A 16690-nucleotide genomic window follows, 5' to 3' on the forward strand; every position below is an offset into this window, starting at 1 on the left:
CGCATCAGAGCTGTCCGGGCACCACCCGGTTGCGCCCCTGCCGCTTTGCTTCATACAGGCCCCGGTCGGCGGCCTGGATCAGTTCGGTGCACGGCTGCCCCTCTTGCGGCACCGCCGTCGCCAGCCCGATGCTGACCGTCAGCCACGGGCCAAAGCCCGCGTCGCGCTGGGGAATCTGCATGGCTTCCACTGCGCGGCGCAGCTTTTCGGCCGCCAGCCGCGCGCTGCCGCCCGGCGTGCCCGGCAGCACCAGCGCAAACTCCTCGCCGCCAAAACGCGCCGCCAGGTCGGTGGAACGGTCGCAACTGGCGAAGATGGTGTTGGCCACGCGCTTGAGCGCTTCGTCGCCCGCAATGTGGCCATAGGTGTCGTTGTAGGACTTGAAGTGGTCCACGTCGATCATCAGCATGCTGATCTCGCGGCTGTCCCGTCCCGCGCGCTGCCATTCGGCATTCAGGTATTCATCGAAGTAACGCCGGTTGCCCAGACCAGTCAGGCCATCCGAGTTGGTCAGCCGGCGCAGCTCCATATTGCTTTCCAGCAGTTGCTGCTGGCTTTGGCGAAGCGCCTGATAGGCTTCGTCGCGCTGCACCAGCGCCATGTACGAACGCGAGTGGTAGCGGATGCGCGCGATCAGCTCGATGGAGTCCGGCAGCTTGACCAGGTAGTCGTTGGCGCCCGCCGCGAAGGCTGCGCTCTTGATGGCGGGATCTTCCTTGGTAGACAAGACAATGATGGGGATGTCGCGCGTGACGGGATGGGCGCGGTATTCGCGCACCAGGCTCAGGCCGTCCACGCCGGGCAGCACCAGATCCTGCAGGATGACCGTGGGCCGGGTCTGGATCGCCACGCTCAAGGCCTTGTAAGGGTCCGAGCAATAGTGAAAATCGATGTTGCCCTCGGGCACGAGCGCGCGCCGGATCGCTTCTCCAACCATGACCTGGTCGTCGACGAGCAACACCATCGCCCCATGCGAATTGAGATCCGCGGAGACCGTGTCGTCGGGGGATGGGAGCATAGTGAGTCCTTGATGCTAACGATGTCCCGCGGCTCAGGCGAAAGCCTGAATGACGCGGGACGCGATTTGTTCGAGCGGCCGGATTTCCACCGCGGCCTGCATGGCCGCGGCCGCCTTCGGCATGCCATAGACGGCGCTGGTGGCCTGGTCTTGTGCGATGGTCAGGCATCCACGCTCGCGCAGCGCCTTCAGGCCGCGCGCGCCATCCTGGCCCATGCCGGTCAGCAGCACGCCGACCGCGACGCCGCGCCAGTGCTGCGCGACGCTATGAAAGAAGACATCGATGGAGGGCCGATACAGGCTTTCGCGCGGGCAATCCGTGTACCGGAGGGTACCATCCTCCAGCAACGTCAGATGGTCATCCGTGCCCGCCAGCAGGATCTGGCCGGGCAAGGGCCGTTCGCCTTCGCGCGCCAGCCTGACCGGCAGCGGCACCTGATCATTGAGCCAGTCCGCCATACCCGCCGCAAACGACGCGTCCACGTGCTGCACCAGCACGATGCCGGCCGGAAAATCCAGGGGAATGTCGCGCAGCAGTTGGGCCAGCGTCGCCGGGCCGCCGGCGGACGCGCCCACCGCGAGCAGCCGGCGCGTGCTCGCGGGCGCCGCAGGCTTGCTGACCGGTGTCAATGCGGCACGATTGCCGTAACGGCCGATCAGCCAGCCGATGTTGCGGATCTTGCGCAGCAGCGGGGCCGCCGCCGTGCGCATGTCGGCGGCGCCGACCACCGGCGTGTCCACCGCATCCAACGCCCCGTGACCCATGGCGTCAAAAACGCGCGACGTATGGCCCGCCACGTCGGAGGTGACCACAACGATTGCGCAGGGGGTTTCGGCCATGATGCGGCGCGTGGCCTCGACGCCATCCATGACGGGCATGATGAGATCCATCAGCACGACATCGGGACGGTCGCGGGCGCATTGCTGGACGGCCTCCAGACCGTCGGACGCCGTCCAGGCGACCTCCAGGCCGGGTTCCAATGTAATGACTCGCCGCAGGACTTCGACGGCGAGGGGCATATCGTTGACGATCCCGATTCTCACGTCCGTGCCTTCCCGATGAGGTCTTCAACGGCGTCGAGCAGCGCATCATCATGGAAGCTGCCCTTGGCCAGATAGTAGTCCGCGCCGGCATCCAGCCCGCGCTGCCTGTCCTCTTCCCGGTCCTTGTACGACACCACCATGACGGGCAGGGTCTGCAGCCTGGGATCCGCCTTGATCCGCGACACCAGCTCGATACCGTCCATGCGCGGCATGTCGACGTCGGTCACGATCAGATCGAAGTCCTCGCTGCGGAGCATGTTCCAGCCATCCATGCCGTCCACGGCGACCGCCACATCGAAGCCGCGGTTCAACAGGAGCTTGCGCTCAAGCTCGCGAACCGTCAATGAATCATCCACCACCAGCACGCGCTTGCGGCGGCGCGTGGCCGCCGCGCCCGACCCGCTGTCGACCCGCGACAGCCGCCCGCCCTCGATCAGCTTCTGGACGGACACCAGCATGTCCTCGACGTCCAGGATCAGGAGCGGCGTGCCGTCATCCATGAGCGATCCCGCCATCACGTCCTGCACCTTGCCCAGGCGGGGATCCAGCGGCTGCACGACCAGCGTGCGCTCGCCCACGTAGCGGTCCACGGCAATGCCGTAGAGCCGGTCATGGTCGCCCACCACCACCACGGACAAGGTATCCGTGGCTGGCGCGGCCTCGCCGGCGCGCAGGATCTGGCGCGCCGACACCAGGCCGATCTGCCGGTCCTGGAACCGGAAATGCTGCTGGCCTTCGAGCTGCTCGATGTCCTGGGCGTCCACTTGCAACGCGTGGCTGACGTACGCCAGCGGAAACGCGTAGATCTCGTTCTGCACCTCGACCAGCAGACTGCGCACCACCGACAGCGACAGCGGCATCTCCAGCACAAAGCGCGTGCCCCGCCCCTGCTGCTGGTAGACCCGTACTGCGCCGCGCAACTGGCGCACCATCGTCTGGACCACGTCCAGCCCAACGCCGCGCCCGGATATCTCGGTCACCTCGTCGCGCGTGCTGAAACCCGACAGGAACAGGAATTCCAGCAACTCGGCTTCGCTCAGGCGCGACGCGGTCTCGGCATTGGTGAGCTTGCGTTCGACGACTTCTTCACGCAGGTGGTCCAGCGAAATGCCGGTGCCGTCGTCGGCCAGTTCGACCAGCAGCATGCCCGCCGAATGGCGCGCCGACAGCGTGATCAGGCCCTCGGCCGGCTTGCCCGCGCGTTCGCGGACGTCGGGCGCCTCGATGCCGTGATCCACGGCGTTGCGCAGCAGGTGCATGAGCGGCGCATCCAGCTTTTCGAGGATGTCCCGGTCCACCTGCGTGTTTTCGCCCTCGATTTCAAGGCGAACCTGCTTGCCCAGCGAACGGCCCAGATCGCGCACCATGCGCGGCATGCCGCCCACGCCGTCGCCAAAGGGCCGCATGCGGCAGGCGAGCGCGGTGTCATAAAGGCGCCGCGTCAGATGATTCATGCGCCAGCCGAATTCGTCGACTTCACTGGCGCGCTGCGTCAGCTCGCGCTGGCATTGTTCAAGGATGCGCTGGGCGTCGTCCAGTGCGGCCTGGCCGCGCGCGTCCAGTTCCTGATCGGCCAGCACGGCCCGCAGGCCGTCCAACGCGTGCGCCGCGCCCGTCTGCATCCGCCGCAGCCGCAGCATGGCCGTGCTGAAAGGCCCCACCCATTGCGATTCGACCAGGGTTTCGCTGGACAAGCCCAGCAGGCGGTTCAGCGTGTCGGCGGTCACGCGCAGCACCCGCTCGCCCTCGCCCACGCTGCCGTCCGAACTGCGGCGCGAGGGCACGGTGGCGGGTGCGGACGGCTTTGGGGCGGCAGCCGGCGCGGCGGCGGCAGGCTCGTCTTCGATCCGCACGATGGGCGGCAGGTAGTCCGACGGCCGCCCCGCGCGCGGGCCCGGCGCCGGCGGCGTGCCGGACGTGCTGGGCGCCTTGGAGGCGTTGGGCAGATTGGGCGCGCTGCTCAGCCGCGCCACCAGATCGCCGATCTCGGCGTCCAGTTCCACGCCCGGCGTCGCGACACGCTGCAGCAGGTCGGTGCCCAGCAGCAAGGCATCGATGTCGGCGGCTTGCAAAAGCAGACGGCCTTCCTGCGCGGCCACCAGGCAGTCCTCCATGGCATGCGCGATGCGCACCGCCGGATGCAGGTCCACGATGCGCGCCGCGCCCTTGAGCGAATGCGCGGCACGCATGCAGGCTTCAAGGTGCGGCGCGGACGTGGGGTTCTTTTCCAGGGCAAGCAGCCCGTCGTTCAAGACCTGCACCTGGGTGCGGGTCTCGATCTGGAACAGTTCGAGGAGCGAGGCGTCGCGCATCTGATCGGGATTCAAGCGAGGCTCCGTTCCAATGCCTGCATCAGCAGGGTTTCGTCCAGCACCCCGACGGCGCGGCCGCCGCAGCGCGCCACGCCGCGCGAATACTTCAGGCTTGCGCCCTGCACCGTCGACGGCAGCGGCTCCAGCGCCTCCAGGTCCACTTCGTGCATGCCTTCGACCTCGTCCACGGGCAGCACCACGGCGCGGCCCGCGCCGCCGAAAATCAGCATGCGGGCGGTGGCAGGACGCTCGCGCGCCTGCGGCGCCGCGGCATCCAGGCCCAACAGGCGCGGCAGCGACACGCACACCGTCAACGTGCCGCGCACGTTGGTCACGCCCAGCACCGCCGGATCGCGCCGGTGCGGCAGGCTGATGATGCCGCGCGTGCCGGCCACCTCGTCCAGCGACCGGGTCGGCAGGCCCATCCATTCGCGGTGCAGCCGGAACACCAGCAGCGAGGACAGATTGGCCGAATGCTGCGGCGGAGCGGCCTCGTCGGCCGCTTCCATCGCGGGCGGCAGACGGTCCAGGATACGCTTGGCCGCCGCGGCATACACCGGACAGTTGCGGCAATGCACATGCTCGGCAAGCTGCGGGCAGCTTTTGTCGCCGCGTATCCCGATGCGGTTCCAGCAGTCGTCCACGCCGGACAGGGCTTCGATCGCGTCAGTCACGTCGCGCCTCCCCGCGCGCCGCGCGCGCCTGCAGGCGGCGGGCGCCCTCGTGATCGCCATCCGACGCCACCAGCGCGGCCAGATGCAGCAACGCCTCGCGGTGGTTCGGGTCCAGATACAACGCCTTGCGGTAGGCGGCCTGCGCCTGCCGCGACTGCCCTTCCGCATCCAGCAGCAGACCTTGCAGATGCAGCGCGTCGGCGCTGGCGCCGTGGATATCGATGTGCGCCTGGCATTTCGCCATCGCATCGCGCACCCGGCCCAGATCGGCCAGCGCGGCGATCTCGCGCAGCGACGTCTGCGCGGCCTGCCCCGTTGCGGCGGCGGGCGGTGCGGATGGCGTATCGGCAATCGCCGCATGTGGCACCGGCAGCCGCGGCGCGGGCGTCTGCGCGACCGGGCGGCGCGGCGGCGTCCAGGCGTGAACGATGGGACCCTGGCCGGACAGCGGCGCGCGCGCGGCAGCCGGCATCTCTGCCGGCGCTGGCGCAGGCTTGGCGCGGAAGGCAAAGGACCGCGCGAGCGGCACGGCAGGCAGGCGGCGGCCGGTCAGGAGACTGGTCTCGGCCGGTCCCACGAACAGCACACCGTCATCGCGCGCAAACCGGCGCAGCACCTGCACTGCCCGTTCCTGCGTCGCCAGGTCGAAATAGATCAACAGGTTGCGGCAGAACACGAAGTCATACGGCGCAGCGCCCGCCAACAGGTTCGGATCAAACAGGTTGCCCGGCTGGAACCGGACCTGCCCGCGCACGCGCGCAGCCAATTGATGGCCGTCCGGCACCTCTGAAAAATGGCGATCGCGGAACGCCAGATCGCCTCCGCGAAACGAATTGCGGCCGTACACGGCGCGCTGGGCGAATTCCACCATGCGCACGCTGATGTCGATGGCATCCACATGAAACCGATGCGGCGGAACGCCCGCATCCAGCAGCGCCATGGCAATCGAATACGGTTCTTCGCCGCTGGAACACGGCACGCTCAGCACGCGCAACATGCGCCCTTCACAGCCAGGCGCGAACAACCGCTCGCGTGCCAGCGCCGCCATCGCATCCTGCGATTCCGGATACCGGAAGAACCAGGTCTCGGGCACGATCACGGCTTCGATCAACTGCTGCATTTCTTCAGGCCAGGCCTGCACGCGCATCAGATAGTCCTGCTCATCGTCCACGCCGGCCGCATGCATCCGGTGCCGCACCGCGCGCTCGACGGCCGCCTGGCCAATGGAGCCGCTGTCCAGTCCCATGCGGCGCTTGAGCAGCCCGCTGAATTCCTCGACCAGGCTCATGGCTGCGCCTCGGCTGCCGACGCGTTGCCGTCAGACGGAAACAGCAGCGCCCGCACGTAGGCGGGCAGCAGATCATTGACCGAAACGGCCTGCACCATGCCTTGCGCGTCGGTCAGGACCGGACCGAGATAACGCGCCTCGGCATTGTCCAGCGCATGCGGCTGAAACCCCGACGGATCGTAGTGGACGGTTTCGGTGGCCTGTTCCAGGATCAGCCCAAGCAGCCGCTCGGCGTCAGAGTGTTCCGGCCGGTATCGCACCAACGCCACGCGCGTGCTGGTGACGGCGGCGAACGTGTCCGCGCCGGCCAGCGCGCTCATGTCGAGGACCGGCACGGCAACGCCGCGGCGCTCCATCAAGCCCGCCACCCAATGCGGCGCACCCGGCACCTGCTTGAAGACGCGCAGCCCCAGCACTTCGGCAATATCCCCGGCGTCCAGCGCATAGCGATCCGCGCCAATTCTGAAAAGCAGGTACAGCCGGCGAGCGGAGCCGGCGTGGCTCGCGGCAGCGCGGGCGCGGACGGCAGGAGCAGTCATGGACGCGATCACACCTTGAAGCGCGACACGCCGCTGCGCAGGTCGTTGGCCACCAGTGTCAGCTCTTCAATCGCAAGGCTGGACTGCCGCAGCGACTCCACCGTCTGCTGGGCCGCGTCGCTGAGCTGCTGCAGGGCCTGGTTAATCTGCTCGGCCCCGGTGGCTTGCGCCTGCATGCCTTCGTTGACCATCTGCACGCGCGGCGCAAGCGTCTGCACCTGCTGGATGATCTGCGAGAGCTGGTCGCCCACCTGCTGCATGTCGGCCATGCCGCGGCGCACTTCCTCGGAAAACTTGTCCATGCCCATGACACCGGCCGACACCGACGACTGGATCTCGCGCACCATCTGCTCGATGTCGTAGGTCGCCACCGCGGTCTGGTCGGCAAGGCGGCGGATCTCGGTGGCCACCACCACGAAGCCGCGGCCGTACTCGCCCGCCTTCTCGGCCTCGATCGCCGCGTTCAGCGACAAGAGGTTGGTCTGATCGGCCACCTTCGTGATGGTCGTCACCACTTGCGTGATATTGCCGGCCTTTTCATTCAGCACCGCCAGCTTGGCGTTGACCGAGCCCGCCGCGCCCACCACGTTGCGCATGGTGTCTTCCATGCGCGCCAGGCCCACCTGACCGCTGCCGGCCAGCGTGGCGGTCTGCTCAGCCGCGCTGGAGACTTCGGTCATGGTGCGCACCAGCTCGCGGGAGGTAGCCGAGATCTCGCGCGACGTTGCGCCGATTTCGGTGGTGGTGGCGGCGACTTCCGACGCGGTGGCCTGCTGCTGTTTGGACGTGGCGGCAATTTCGGTCACCGACGTGGCCACCTGCACGGCCGAGCGCTGCGTCCGGCCGACCAGGCCGGTCAGCTCGTCGACCATGCCGTTGAAGCCGGTCTCGATGGCGTTGAATTCGTCGTTGCGCGCCAGCTTCAGCCGCCGCGTCAGGTCGCCTCCGCCCGTCGCTTCCAGCGTCTTCACGATGTCGTGCATGGGGTTGGCAATGGCGCGCATCAGCAGGTAGCCGCACACGATGGACGCGGCAATCGCCATCAGCAGAGACACCAGCATTCCGGTCTCAGCCGACTCCACGGATTTCTGGATGCTCACCGCAGCATCATCCGCCTGCTTCTTGTTTTCGATCACCATCCTGGCCAGGATGTCGCGTCCCCGGTAGAACGACGGCCGCAACTCGGTCAGGATCCGCGTCTGCGCCCGCGCCGGATCCGCCAGCAGGGCCGGCGTCAGGATGTCGGCGCGGATGCGCTTGTACTCCAGCAATTCCTTCTGGAAGTCGTCGAACATCTGCTGGTCGTCCTGCCGGGCGATGGTGCGCCGGTAGAAGTCGATGTGTTCTTCAAGCTGCTGGTCGTTGCGCGGCAGGGCTTCCAGCGCGGCGCGGCGCTCGGCCTCGGTCGGCGCATTGAAGGCGTCCTGCACGACGACGAAGCCGGCGAACCATGCTGCCCGGATCGACGTGCTGTAGTAGATGCCCGGCACGGCGTCGGTGTTGATCATCTGGGCTTCCGCTTCGACATCCAGAAGCCGCCGGTAGTCCACCACCACCATCAACGTCATGATGGCAAGAATGGCCAGAAAACTGGCCATGATTCTTTGGCGGAGCGTCACATTCTTCATACCGGGAGACCTTTGTACTGTATCGACTCGTCGACGCCCTGCCGGGACGCCCCTGGGTATTTCCCCGCCGGCAATCAGCGCATTCCTGCTCGAATGTGGGAAATTTCGACAATTATTACAAAGGTGCCGCATCACAGCCACGAAAAACGCAGGAAAACGCAAAACATGGCTAGCTTGTCGGGAAAATGCAAAGTTCTATTACATAAAATCAAGCGGTCTTTGTTAGCGGTGGTCCGCCGGCGGATGAACCGGCGATGCTGCCGGAGCGGCCGGCAGGTCAGCCGGCGAAGGTTGCAGACGCGGCAGGCGGGTCAGCCCGCAGCCTCCCACAGCGCAACCGGCGGCCGATCCTGCACCCAATCGCGCGCCTTTTCGTACGCATGGGCCAGTTGCAGCACGGCAAGGTCGCCGCGCGGCGGACCGATAAGCTGCATGCCCATCGGCAGCCCTTCGGCGTTAAAGCCCACGGGCACGCTAATGACCGGGCAACCGGCCAGCGTCCACGGCGTGACGGTCTCCATCCAACGGTGATACGTATCCATCGGCCGGCCCGCGATCTCCTTGGGCCAATCCAGGTTCACGTCGAACGGAAACACCTGCGCTGACGGCACCGCCAGGAAGTCGACGTCTTCAAACATGCGCAGCACCGTCTGATACCACGCGCTGCGTTCCTCGGTCGCCTGATAGATCTGGCGGGCGGTCAAGCCCTCCAGTCCCTCGACCTCCCAGATCAGCGCGGGCTTGACCAGCTTGCGCGTCTCGGGATTGTTGACCAGGGCATGGAACTGCCCGCCCACCATCAGGTGGCGGTGCGCCAGCCAGATACGCCATAGCCGGTCGCCCGCAAAAGGCACCTGGTAGTCATCGACCTGGCAGCCCGCGGTCTCCAGATCCTTCAAGGCCGCTTCGCAGAGATCCAGGATGCCGGGTTCCATCGCCAGGTAGCCGCCCCAATCGCCCAGCCAGCCCACGCGCTTGCCGGACAAGTCCGCATCCAGCGGCTGCGCGTATTGCGCCGGATCGTCCGTCAGCGACAGCGGCGCGCGCTTGTCGTGGCCGGCGATCACCGACAGCAGCAAGGCCACGTCGCGCGGCGTGCGCCCCATGGGGCCTTCGTAGGAAAGCTGCTTCAGGAAGACTTCGGGCGACGGACCGGACGGCACACGCCCGGCCGACGGGCGCATGCCATACACATTGCAGAACGCGGCGGGATTGCGCAACGAGCCGCCGAAGTCGCTGCCGTCGGCCACGGGCAGCATGCGCGCCGCCAGCGCCGCCGCCGCGCCGCCGCTGCTGCCGCCGGCGGTCTTGGTGGCGTCATACGGATTGCCCGTGGCGCCATAAACCTTGTTGTAGGTGTGCGAGCCCAGGCCGAATTCCGGCACATTGCTGCGGCCGATGAAGATCGCGCCGGCGGCGCGCATGCGCTCGACCAGAATCGAATCGTGCGCCGTCACCACGTCCTTGTAGACCAGCGACCCCATCGACGTGACCATGCCCCGCACGGCGGTCAGGTCCTTGGGGGCCTGCGGCATGCCGTGCAGCCATCCCTGCCACTGTCCCGCGGCCAACTGCGCATCCCGCGCATCGGCCTCGCGCAGCAGCTCGTCGCTATCGCGGCGCGCGACGATGGCGTTCAGCTTGGGATTGACCCGGTCGATATGCGCCAGGTACGCCTGCATCACTTCACGGCAGGACACCCGGCGGCTGCGGATGGCATCCGACAGCGCGTGCGCGGGCATAGCGACGATGTCATTGAGCGGGGCGGGGATAGGCATGGGCGTTCGTCTCCTTGGCGCGCGCCGCGGATCCGCCGGGCGCATATTGTCATTGGGCGCAGCGCGGCGGCCAGCCGCGCGCATCGCGACAATACTACGCAAATCGGCGGCCCCGCGCGCAGGAAGCGAAGGCTGCCGCGCGCCGTGGACACCGGCAGGGCAACGGCAGGACGACGGCAGCATGCCGCGCCGCCCGGCGCCCCGTCTACTGCCGCGCCAGACCGTTCTTGCCGATCAATTCCAGCAATCCGTCCGACAAGGTTCCGCGCCAGCTCAGGTAATCGTGGCCACCCGCCACCTCGCGATGGGTCACGAGATAACCCTTGGCTCGCAGCACGTCGCGCAGATGGCGGTTGGTCTCCAGAATGCCGGGCTGGCCGCCGCGCCCCGATTCAAACAGGCCCGCGCCCAGGAAAAACCGCACCGGCAGCGTGCGCACCGCCACGAATTGCCGCGTCAGCCACTGGTCTTCCTCGCCGGGCGGCGACCACCAGTACGAGCCGGACTGGCTCAGCACATTGCCGAAGACTTCGGGATGACGCAACGCCGCATACGACGACGCCAGGCCACCATAACTTGACCCGCCAATCACCGTGCGTGCCGCGGGCGCTGCAATGCCCTGCTTGCGCGCCCACGGCATGAGCTCGCGCGCCAGGAAGTCGGCGAAATCCGGATTGGGCGGCAACTCGCGGCCGCGCGAGTCTGCGGTGGGGTTGTCGATCAGCACGGCCGCAGTCGGGGGAATGACGCCGGCCGCGATCATGTTGTCCAGGATGGTGGGCGTAGGCACGCGCCCCAGATAGGCGCCCGCGTCGAACAGCACCAGCACGTGGTTGTCCGGGCCAGCGGGCTTCCAGCCCGCCGGCCGGTACAGATGAATCGTGCGCGTATTGCCCAGGATGTCGCTACGCAGTTCCAGCGCCTCGACACTGCCGGCGGGCACGCCCGCGCGCGGCTCGACCCACGGCTGCGGCGGCGCGTCCGCCAGTTCCAGCACCGAATAGGTCTGGAACGCGTCGATGCCGCGTTCGGGATAGACCTTGGGATTGTTGGGGTCGGCCTGCGCCGTGGCGAGAATCGCGCGCCGCCGCGCCCTGCCAGTCCCCGGCAGTTCCGGCACATCGGGCGCCAGCCGGTACGACAGGCGCGCCGTCTTGGGCACCAGGAAGCTCACGTACCAGACGTCGGAATCGCCCAGCCGCGACAGCTGCGCGTGGTCCGTTGACGGACCGCCGAAGAGGCGCACGTTACGTTCCGCGCCCTGCCACAGGAAGGTCACACGGTCGTGCGTGGCGTTTGCCGGCTCGATCAGCGGCGTGCCCTGCCGCTTCATCTCTTCCCAGAACGTGGCCGTCGTGCCGCCCTGCGACAACGTCTGGGCCAGCGCGGCCAGGCGCGGGCTGTCCAGCGTGGGCGCCGGCGCATGCTGTTCGGCCAGCGGCAGGCGTTCGGTCACGGACCATTCATACGCACCCTGCCCCTGCGCCCGTACGGTATAGACGCCATCGGCCGGCCCCACCAGCATCAGCACGCCGGCCGGCTTTTCGCGGTCGCTCAGGCGGCGGACATGGCGCCCTTGCGGGTCCAGCAGATCCAGCGTCACGCCGCTGTCCGCCGACCACGTTCCCGCCACGAATTCACCCTTTTGCATGGGGAGCGGCTTGTCGGCATGGCCCTGCGGCATGACCGCGCCTTGCGCTGACTGTGCAACCGCCACGCCCGGCGCTGTCGCAGCTAGCGCAGCCGTTAATGCCGCTTTCAACGCAACGGCCATTGCCGTCGAAGTCAGGCCATTGCGCCGCCCGTTCATCTGTCGCATATCCATCCGCCTTAATAAGAATGGATATCATTATTGCCGAAAACGGATCCCGATCCCGTCCGAGCACGCGTCCGAATAAATTACGCCGCGCCGCTTGAGCCATATCAACCCGCGTGCTTCCACCCTCGCCCTAAGATCGCCTCCTGCCCCCCGCCCGGAGACCATCTTGACCACGCACGACATCGCCACCGATACCGCCCCCGCCGACATCTGCACCGAAGCCGAAATCCAGGACCTGGTCCATACCTTCTACGCCAAGGCGCGCGCCGACGAAGCGCTCGGGCCCATCTTCAACGGCATGGTCCACGACTGGGACGAACACCTGGCCACGCTCTCGGACTTCTGGTCAGCCGTTATCCTGGGCACGCGGCGGTTCACCGGCATGCCCATGCCCAAACACGCGGCGATGCCCAACCTGAAAGCCGAGCTTTTCGAACGCTGGCTGGTCCTCTTTGGCGAGACCACCGACGCCCTGCCGAATCGCGCCCTGGCCGATGCCGCGCAGGAAATGGCCAAGCGCATGGCGCGCAGCCTCTGGTACGGCTATCAGTTGTCGCGCGATCCCAACCAGCCGCTGACCGAACTCCGCTCGCCGGCGCATCCCGAACCACATCCCGAAGCGCGCCCCGCCTAGCGGCTCGCGCGATCAGTCCACCCGCCACCACCCCGGCAACAGCCCGCGCACCTTGGCGCGCCGATAGCGGTCATCGATGAGGTGCACGGTGCCCTCATCGTGTTCGGTGCGGATGACCCGGCCCGCCGCCTGCACCACCTTTTGCATGCCCGGGTACAGATACGTATAGTCGTACCCGTTCTCTTCGCCATAACGCATGTCCATGGCGCGCTTCATGTTTTCATTCACGGGGTTGACCTGCGGCAGTCCCAGCGTGGCGATGAACGCGCCGATCAGCCGCTTGCCCGGCAGGTCCACGCCTTCCGAGAATGCGCCGCCCAGCACCGCGAATCCCACGCCCTGCCCCGTTTCGGTAAACCGCGCCAGAAAGGCCGCCCGCCCTGGCTCGTCCATGCCGGGCGTCTGCAGCCAGATCGGCACTTGCGGATGGCGCTCCCGCATCAGATCCGTCACGCGCTTCAGATAGTCAAAGCTGCTCAGAAAGCCCAAGTAATTTCCCGGCCGCTCGTCGTACTGGCGCGCGATCAGGTCCGCGATGGGCGCCAGCGAACGCTCGCGATCGCGAAAGCGCGTGGATACGTTGCCCACCACGCGCACGGCCAGCTGCCCCGCCTGAAACGGCGCGGCCACGTCGATCCAGGGCGCGTCCTTGGGCAGCCCCAGCGTGTCCCGGTAGAACTGCTGCGGACTGAGCGTGCCGGAAAACAGCACCGTCGCATGCGCCGTCGCGTAGCGCGCCGCCAGATACGGCGCGGGAATCACATTGCGCACGCACAGCGTCGACGGCGGCGTCTTGGCGCTGCTGACACCCGCCTCGCCCAGCGTCACGTCAAACAGCGCGTGGGAGCCGAACTGTTCCGCCAGCCGCATGAAATGCAGTGCCTCGAAATAGAACCCCAGCAAGGGATCATCCTGCGCCAGCGGCGTCTGCCCGATGAACTCGGTGATGGCCGCCACCGCCTTTTGTACTGCCGTCAGCACGCCGGCTGGCGCCGCGTCGTATGCCTGATAGCGTTCCGTCTGCTTTTTGTTCAGCGCGTTCCACGACCGGTGCAGCCCGTCCAGCGGCTTTTTAAGCGCCTTGGGCGCCGCATACCGCGCGGCGGTCAGCCGGTTCTGGTCAAGCTCGCCCGTGTACATGCGGCGCGCGCGGTCAACCAGGTTGTGCGCCTCGTCGACCAGCACGGCCACCTTCCACTGATGCGCCTGCGTCAGCGCATGCAGCATGGCCGTGGCGTCGTAGTAATAGTTGTAGTCGCCCACCACCACGTCGCTCCAGCGGATCAGCTCTTGCGACAGGTAATACGGACACACCTCGTGTTCCAGCGCGATGGCGCGCACGGTAGGCGCGTCCAGCCGCGTGTGTTCAACCGCTGCGGCGCGGGCCTGCGGCAGACGGTCGTAGAAGCCGCGCGCCAGCGGGCAGGAATCGCCGTGGCAGGCCAGATCCGGATGCACGCAGCTCTTGTCACGCGCTTGCATATCCAGAATCCGCAAGCCTGGCTTGGCGGGCTGCGCATTGATGGTTTCCAGCGCCTCGACCGCCAGACCGCGGCCCGATCCTTTGGCCGCCAAAAAAAACACCTTGTCCAGGCCCGTACCCGGACTGGCCTTGAGCAGCGGAAATATCGTGCCCAGCGTCTTGCCGATGCCCGTAGGAGCCTGCGCCATCAGACAGCGGCCATCGCGCGCCGTGCGGTAGACGGCCACCGCCAGATCGCGCTGCCCGGCTCGGAACTCGCCATGCGGAAATGCCAGCGCCTCAAGCGCCGCATCGCGCGCCTGCCGGTGCGCCAGTTCCGTCTTGGCCCACGCCAGAAACCGTTCGCATTGCAATTGGAAGAACGCAGCCAAGTCCGCAGCCTCGTGCGTTTCCACCAGCACGGTTTCTTCCTCGGTCGCGACGTTGTAGTACACCAGCGCCACCCGCACGTTCGCCAGGCCGCGCGCCTGGCACAGCAGATGGCCGTACACCTTTGCCTGCGCCCAATGCACCACGCGGTGATTCTCGCGCACGCTGTCGAACTGCCCGCGGTAGGTCTTGATCTCTTCGAGCTGATTGGCCGCCGGGTCGTAGCCGTCGGCCCGCCCGCGCACCAGCAGATCGCCAAACACGCCGGACAAAGACACTTCGGTTTCGTAGTCCGGCCCGCGCCGCCCTGTCACTGCCGCGTGCCCCGCCATGCCTTCCAGGCCGCTGGGCGCAGGGGTAAAGCGCAGGTCAAGATCGCCGGCCCGCGCCGTGAACTCGCACAACGCCCGCACTGCCACCGCGTAGCTCATGCGGCCTCCTGCAACCAGCTCACGTGGCATACGCGCACCGGCATGCCGTGCGCCACGCAGTACTGGAGCCAGCGGATCTGGTTGTCCTGCAGCTTGTCGCCGGGTCCCTTCACCTCGATCAGTTCATAACGGCGCTCGGCCGGCCAAAACCGCACCAGGTCCGGCAGACCGGTCCGGTTGCCCTTCACGTCGCGCAACAGGCGCGTAAAGAACAGCTTCAGATGCGCAGCCGGCAGGCAGTCCAGCGCCTGCGCCAGCAAGGTTTCGGACAAGGCGCCCCAGAACACGAACGGCGACTGCAAACCCGCCTTGTCAGCGTACCGCTGCAGAATGACGTCGCGATAGGCGGGCGTATCCAGCTGCGCCAAACAGGCCGCGAAGTGCGCCTGCCGCCGCGCGTGGAAATCGGGTGCTTCCAGGTCGGCGGGCCCGCGTTGAAAAGGATGAAAGAACGCCCCTGGCAACGGCGCGAACACGGCCGGCCAGCACAGCAAACCGAACAGCGAATTGATCAGCGCGTTCTCGACGTAATGCACCGGCGCGTCGGCGTGATGCAGGTGATCGCGCGTCACGTACTCGACCGAGGACGGATGCGCCGGGCGGACCAGCGCCAATTCCGTGCGCGGCAGGATGGGCGCTGCCGCACGCGCCGCCGCGCCCTGCCCCAGCCCGCGACGCAGCCGCGGCATCATGCGCGCTACGCGTTGGCTTTCCTCTTCGCTTTCGGGCGCGTTCGCCGCCGTCATGGCCAGCGCCATCGCGTCTTCAAACCGCTGCATCCGCTCATACACCCGGATGCGACGATGCCGCGCGCCGGGATAGCCGCAGGCCGCGTACACGCGCTGGGCGGCTTCCCAATCCTGCGCGCGCTCGCAGGCTTGTCCGATGCGCAGCAACACCTTGGCGCGGCGCTTTTCCAGCCAGGCGTTGCCACTGATGCAATCCTCTGCCGCGCGCAGCAGGTCGTCCACGGCCACGCCGTCGTCCAGCGCCTGCCTGCACGCATGCAATGCGAGATAACAGTCCACGTCCGCCCGCGTCTGAAACGCCCGCGACGCCGCATCGAACGGCACGGTCTCGTATTGGAATACGCCCAGGTCCGCCAGCACGAACTCCGACCAATCCTGATGCAGATTGCCGAAAAACATAAGGCGCAGCCGTTCGCAGCGGTCCGCCACCATCACGCGCCAGACGGCTTCCAAGGAATCAGGCGCCCAGCCGCAGAACGGCCGGGCGTCGGGCATGTCCGCCCGCAGCGTCGCCAGCATGTCGGACTTGCGCAGGCCCGGCCTGGCTGCCGCCTGCGATGCGAACACACGGCACAGTTCGGGCTTGGTCAATAATGCAAACAGTTCATCCAGCGACATCGGCGCCCGCGTGTCCAGCCACCCTAGCGCTTCCAACGCCGCGGCCGCCTCTTCGACGGCCGGGATCTCTTCGTACACCAGCCGGCTGGCCCGAAACCACGGCCCGCGCCGCATCAGCATGCGTACCATCAAGGCCTGCGACGCCTGCGGCAACGCCGCGAAATCCGCCAGAAAGCGGCAATCGTCATCGTCCAGCAGGTCGGCGTAGCGGTCCGAGACCCACGCCAGCGCGCGCTGGAAATTGTGCAGATAGTAGTAACGGTGGGCGGGCAACATCGGCGGCGGCCGGACGGACTGTTTATTTAT

General features: G+C 67.2%; 12 protein-coding genes. 1 reads left to right on the forward strand and 11 read right to left on the reverse strand.

The window, feature by feature from the left end; translation table 11 throughout:
- Positions 1 to 4 precede the first annotated feature (4 nt).
- From AB3147_RS15810 to fes, 9 genes are all read right to left on the reverse strand, one after another.
- On the reverse strand, positions 5 to 1018 hold the full coding sequence (locus AB3147_RS15810) for a response regulator (RefSeq protein WP_175183722.1): 1014 nt from the start codon (positions 1016 to 1018) through the stop codon (positions 5 to 7).
- Positions 1019 to 1051: 33 nt separating this feature from the next.
- Positions 1052 to 2062, reverse strand: coding sequence for a chemotaxis response regulator protein-glutamate methylesterase (locus AB3147_RS15815; protein ID WP_175121209.1), 1011 nt, complete (start codon positions 2060 to 2062; stop codon positions 1052 to 1054).
- Positions 2059 to 4389: a hybrid sensor histidine kinase/response regulator gene (locus tag AB3147_RS15820; RefSeq protein ID WP_367352380.1), complete on the reverse strand. Its 2331-nt coding sequence runs from the start codon at positions 4387 to 4389 to the stop codon at positions 2059 to 2061. The genes AB3147_RS15815 and AB3147_RS15820 overlap by 4 nt, the downstream gene beginning before the upstream one ends.
- Positions 4386 to 5048, reverse strand: coding sequence for a chemotaxis protein CheW (locus AB3147_RS15825; protein WP_239212600.1), 663 nt, complete (start codon positions 5046 to 5048; stop codon positions 4386 to 4388). Before AB3147_RS15825 ends, AB3147_RS15820 begins: the two co-directional genes overlap by 4 nt.
- Positions 5041 to 6336, reverse strand: a complete 1296-nt coding sequence (locus AB3147_RS15830; protein WP_367352381.1) for a CheR family methyltransferase — start codon at positions 6334 to 6336, stop codon at positions 5041 to 5043. Before AB3147_RS15830 ends, AB3147_RS15825 begins: the two co-directional genes overlap by 8 nt.
- Positions 6333 to 6875, reverse strand: coding sequence for a chemotaxis protein CheW (locus AB3147_RS15835; protein ID WP_367352382.1), 543 nt, complete (start codon positions 6873 to 6875; stop codon positions 6333 to 6335). Before AB3147_RS15835 ends, AB3147_RS15830 begins: the two co-directional genes overlap by 4 nt.
- An 8-nt stretch (positions 6876 to 6883) precedes the next feature.
- A complete protein-coding gene (locus AB3147_RS15840) occupies positions 6884 to 8503 on the reverse strand; it encodes a methyl-accepting chemotaxis protein (protein WP_175121204.1) in 1620 nt (539 codons plus the stop codon).
- Between the two features lie 311 nt (positions 8504 to 8814).
- The gene (locus tag AB3147_RS15845) at positions 8815 to 10281 is read right to left on the reverse strand and encodes an amidase (RefSeq protein ID WP_367352383.1); all 1467 of its coding nucleotides are present in this window, start codon (positions 10279 to 10281) and stop codon (positions 8815 to 8817) included.
- 205 nt (positions 10282 to 10486) lie between these two features.
- Positions 10487 to 11965, reverse strand: a complete 1479-nt coding sequence (gene fes / locus AB3147_RS15850) for an enterochelin esterase (protein WP_367352384.1) — start codon at positions 11963 to 11965, stop codon at positions 10487 to 10489.
- Positions 11966 to 12266: 301 nt separating this feature from the next.
- Between fes and AB3147_RS15855 the strand changes: the two genes are divergently transcribed.
- Complete coding sequence (locus tag AB3147_RS15855) at positions 12267 to 12734, forward strand: group III truncated hemoglobin (protein WP_254594844.1); 468 nt, start codon at positions 12267 to 12269, stop codon at positions 12732 to 12734.
- A 12-nt stretch (positions 12735 to 12746) separates the two neighbouring features.
- On the opposite strand, the gene AB3147_RS15860 is transcribed toward AB3147_RS15855, so the two are convergent.
- Entirely contained in the window at positions 12747 to 15017 is a 2271-nt protein-coding gene (locus AB3147_RS15860; protein WP_367352385.1) for an ATP-dependent DNA helicase, read from the reverse strand.
- Positions 15014 to 16660 (reverse strand): VRR-NUC domain-containing protein, encoded by a 1647-nt coding sequence (locus tag AB3147_RS15865; RefSeq protein ID WP_367352386.1) that lies wholly within the window; start codon positions 16658 to 16660, stop codon positions 15014 to 15016. The genes AB3147_RS15860 and AB3147_RS15865 overlap by 4 nt, the downstream gene beginning before the upstream one ends.
- Positions 16661 to 16690: the final 30 nt, after the last annotated feature.

It is taken from the genome of Achromobacter animicus (assembly GCF_040775605.1).
Classification (GTDB): domain Bacteria; phylum Pseudomonadota; class Gammaproteobacteria; order Burkholderiales; family Burkholderiaceae_B; genus Achromobacter; species Achromobacter animicus.

Excerpts from the sequence above, each read along its gene's own strand:
- AB3147_RS15810 (WP_175183722.1), bottom strand. The coding sequence starts at position 1,018 with ATGCTCCCATCCCCCGACGACACGGTCTCCGCGGATCTCAATTCGCAT.
- AB3147_RS15830 (WP_367352381.1), bottom strand. The coding sequence starts at position 6,336 with ATGAGCCTGGTCGAGGAATTCAGCGGGCTGCTCAAGCGCCGCATGGGA.
- AB3147_RS15835 (WP_367352382.1), bottom strand. The coding sequence starts at position 6,875 with ATGACTGCTCCTGCCGTCCGCGCCCGCGCTGCCGCGAGCCACGCCGGC.
- AB3147_RS15840 (WP_175121204.1), bottom strand. The coding sequence starts at position 8,503 with ATGAAGAATGTGACGCTCCGCCAAAGAATCATGGCCAGTTTTCTGGCC.
- AB3147_RS15845 (WP_367352383.1), bottom strand. The coding sequence starts at position 10,281 with ATGCCTATCCCCGCCCCGCTCAATGACATCGTCGCTATGCCCGCGCAC.
- fes (WP_367352384.1), bottom strand. The coding sequence starts at position 11,965 with ATGCCGCAGGGCCATGCCGACAAGCCGCTCCCCATGCAAAAGGGTGAA.
- AB3147_RS15860 (WP_367352385.1), bottom strand. The coding sequence starts at position 15,017 with ATGAGCTACGCGGTGGCAGTGCGGGCGTTGTGCGAGTTCACGGCGCGG.
- AB3147_RS15865 (WP_367352386.1), bottom strand. The coding sequence starts at position 16,660 with ATGTTGCCCGCCCACCGTTACTACTATCTGCACAATTTCCAGCGCGCG.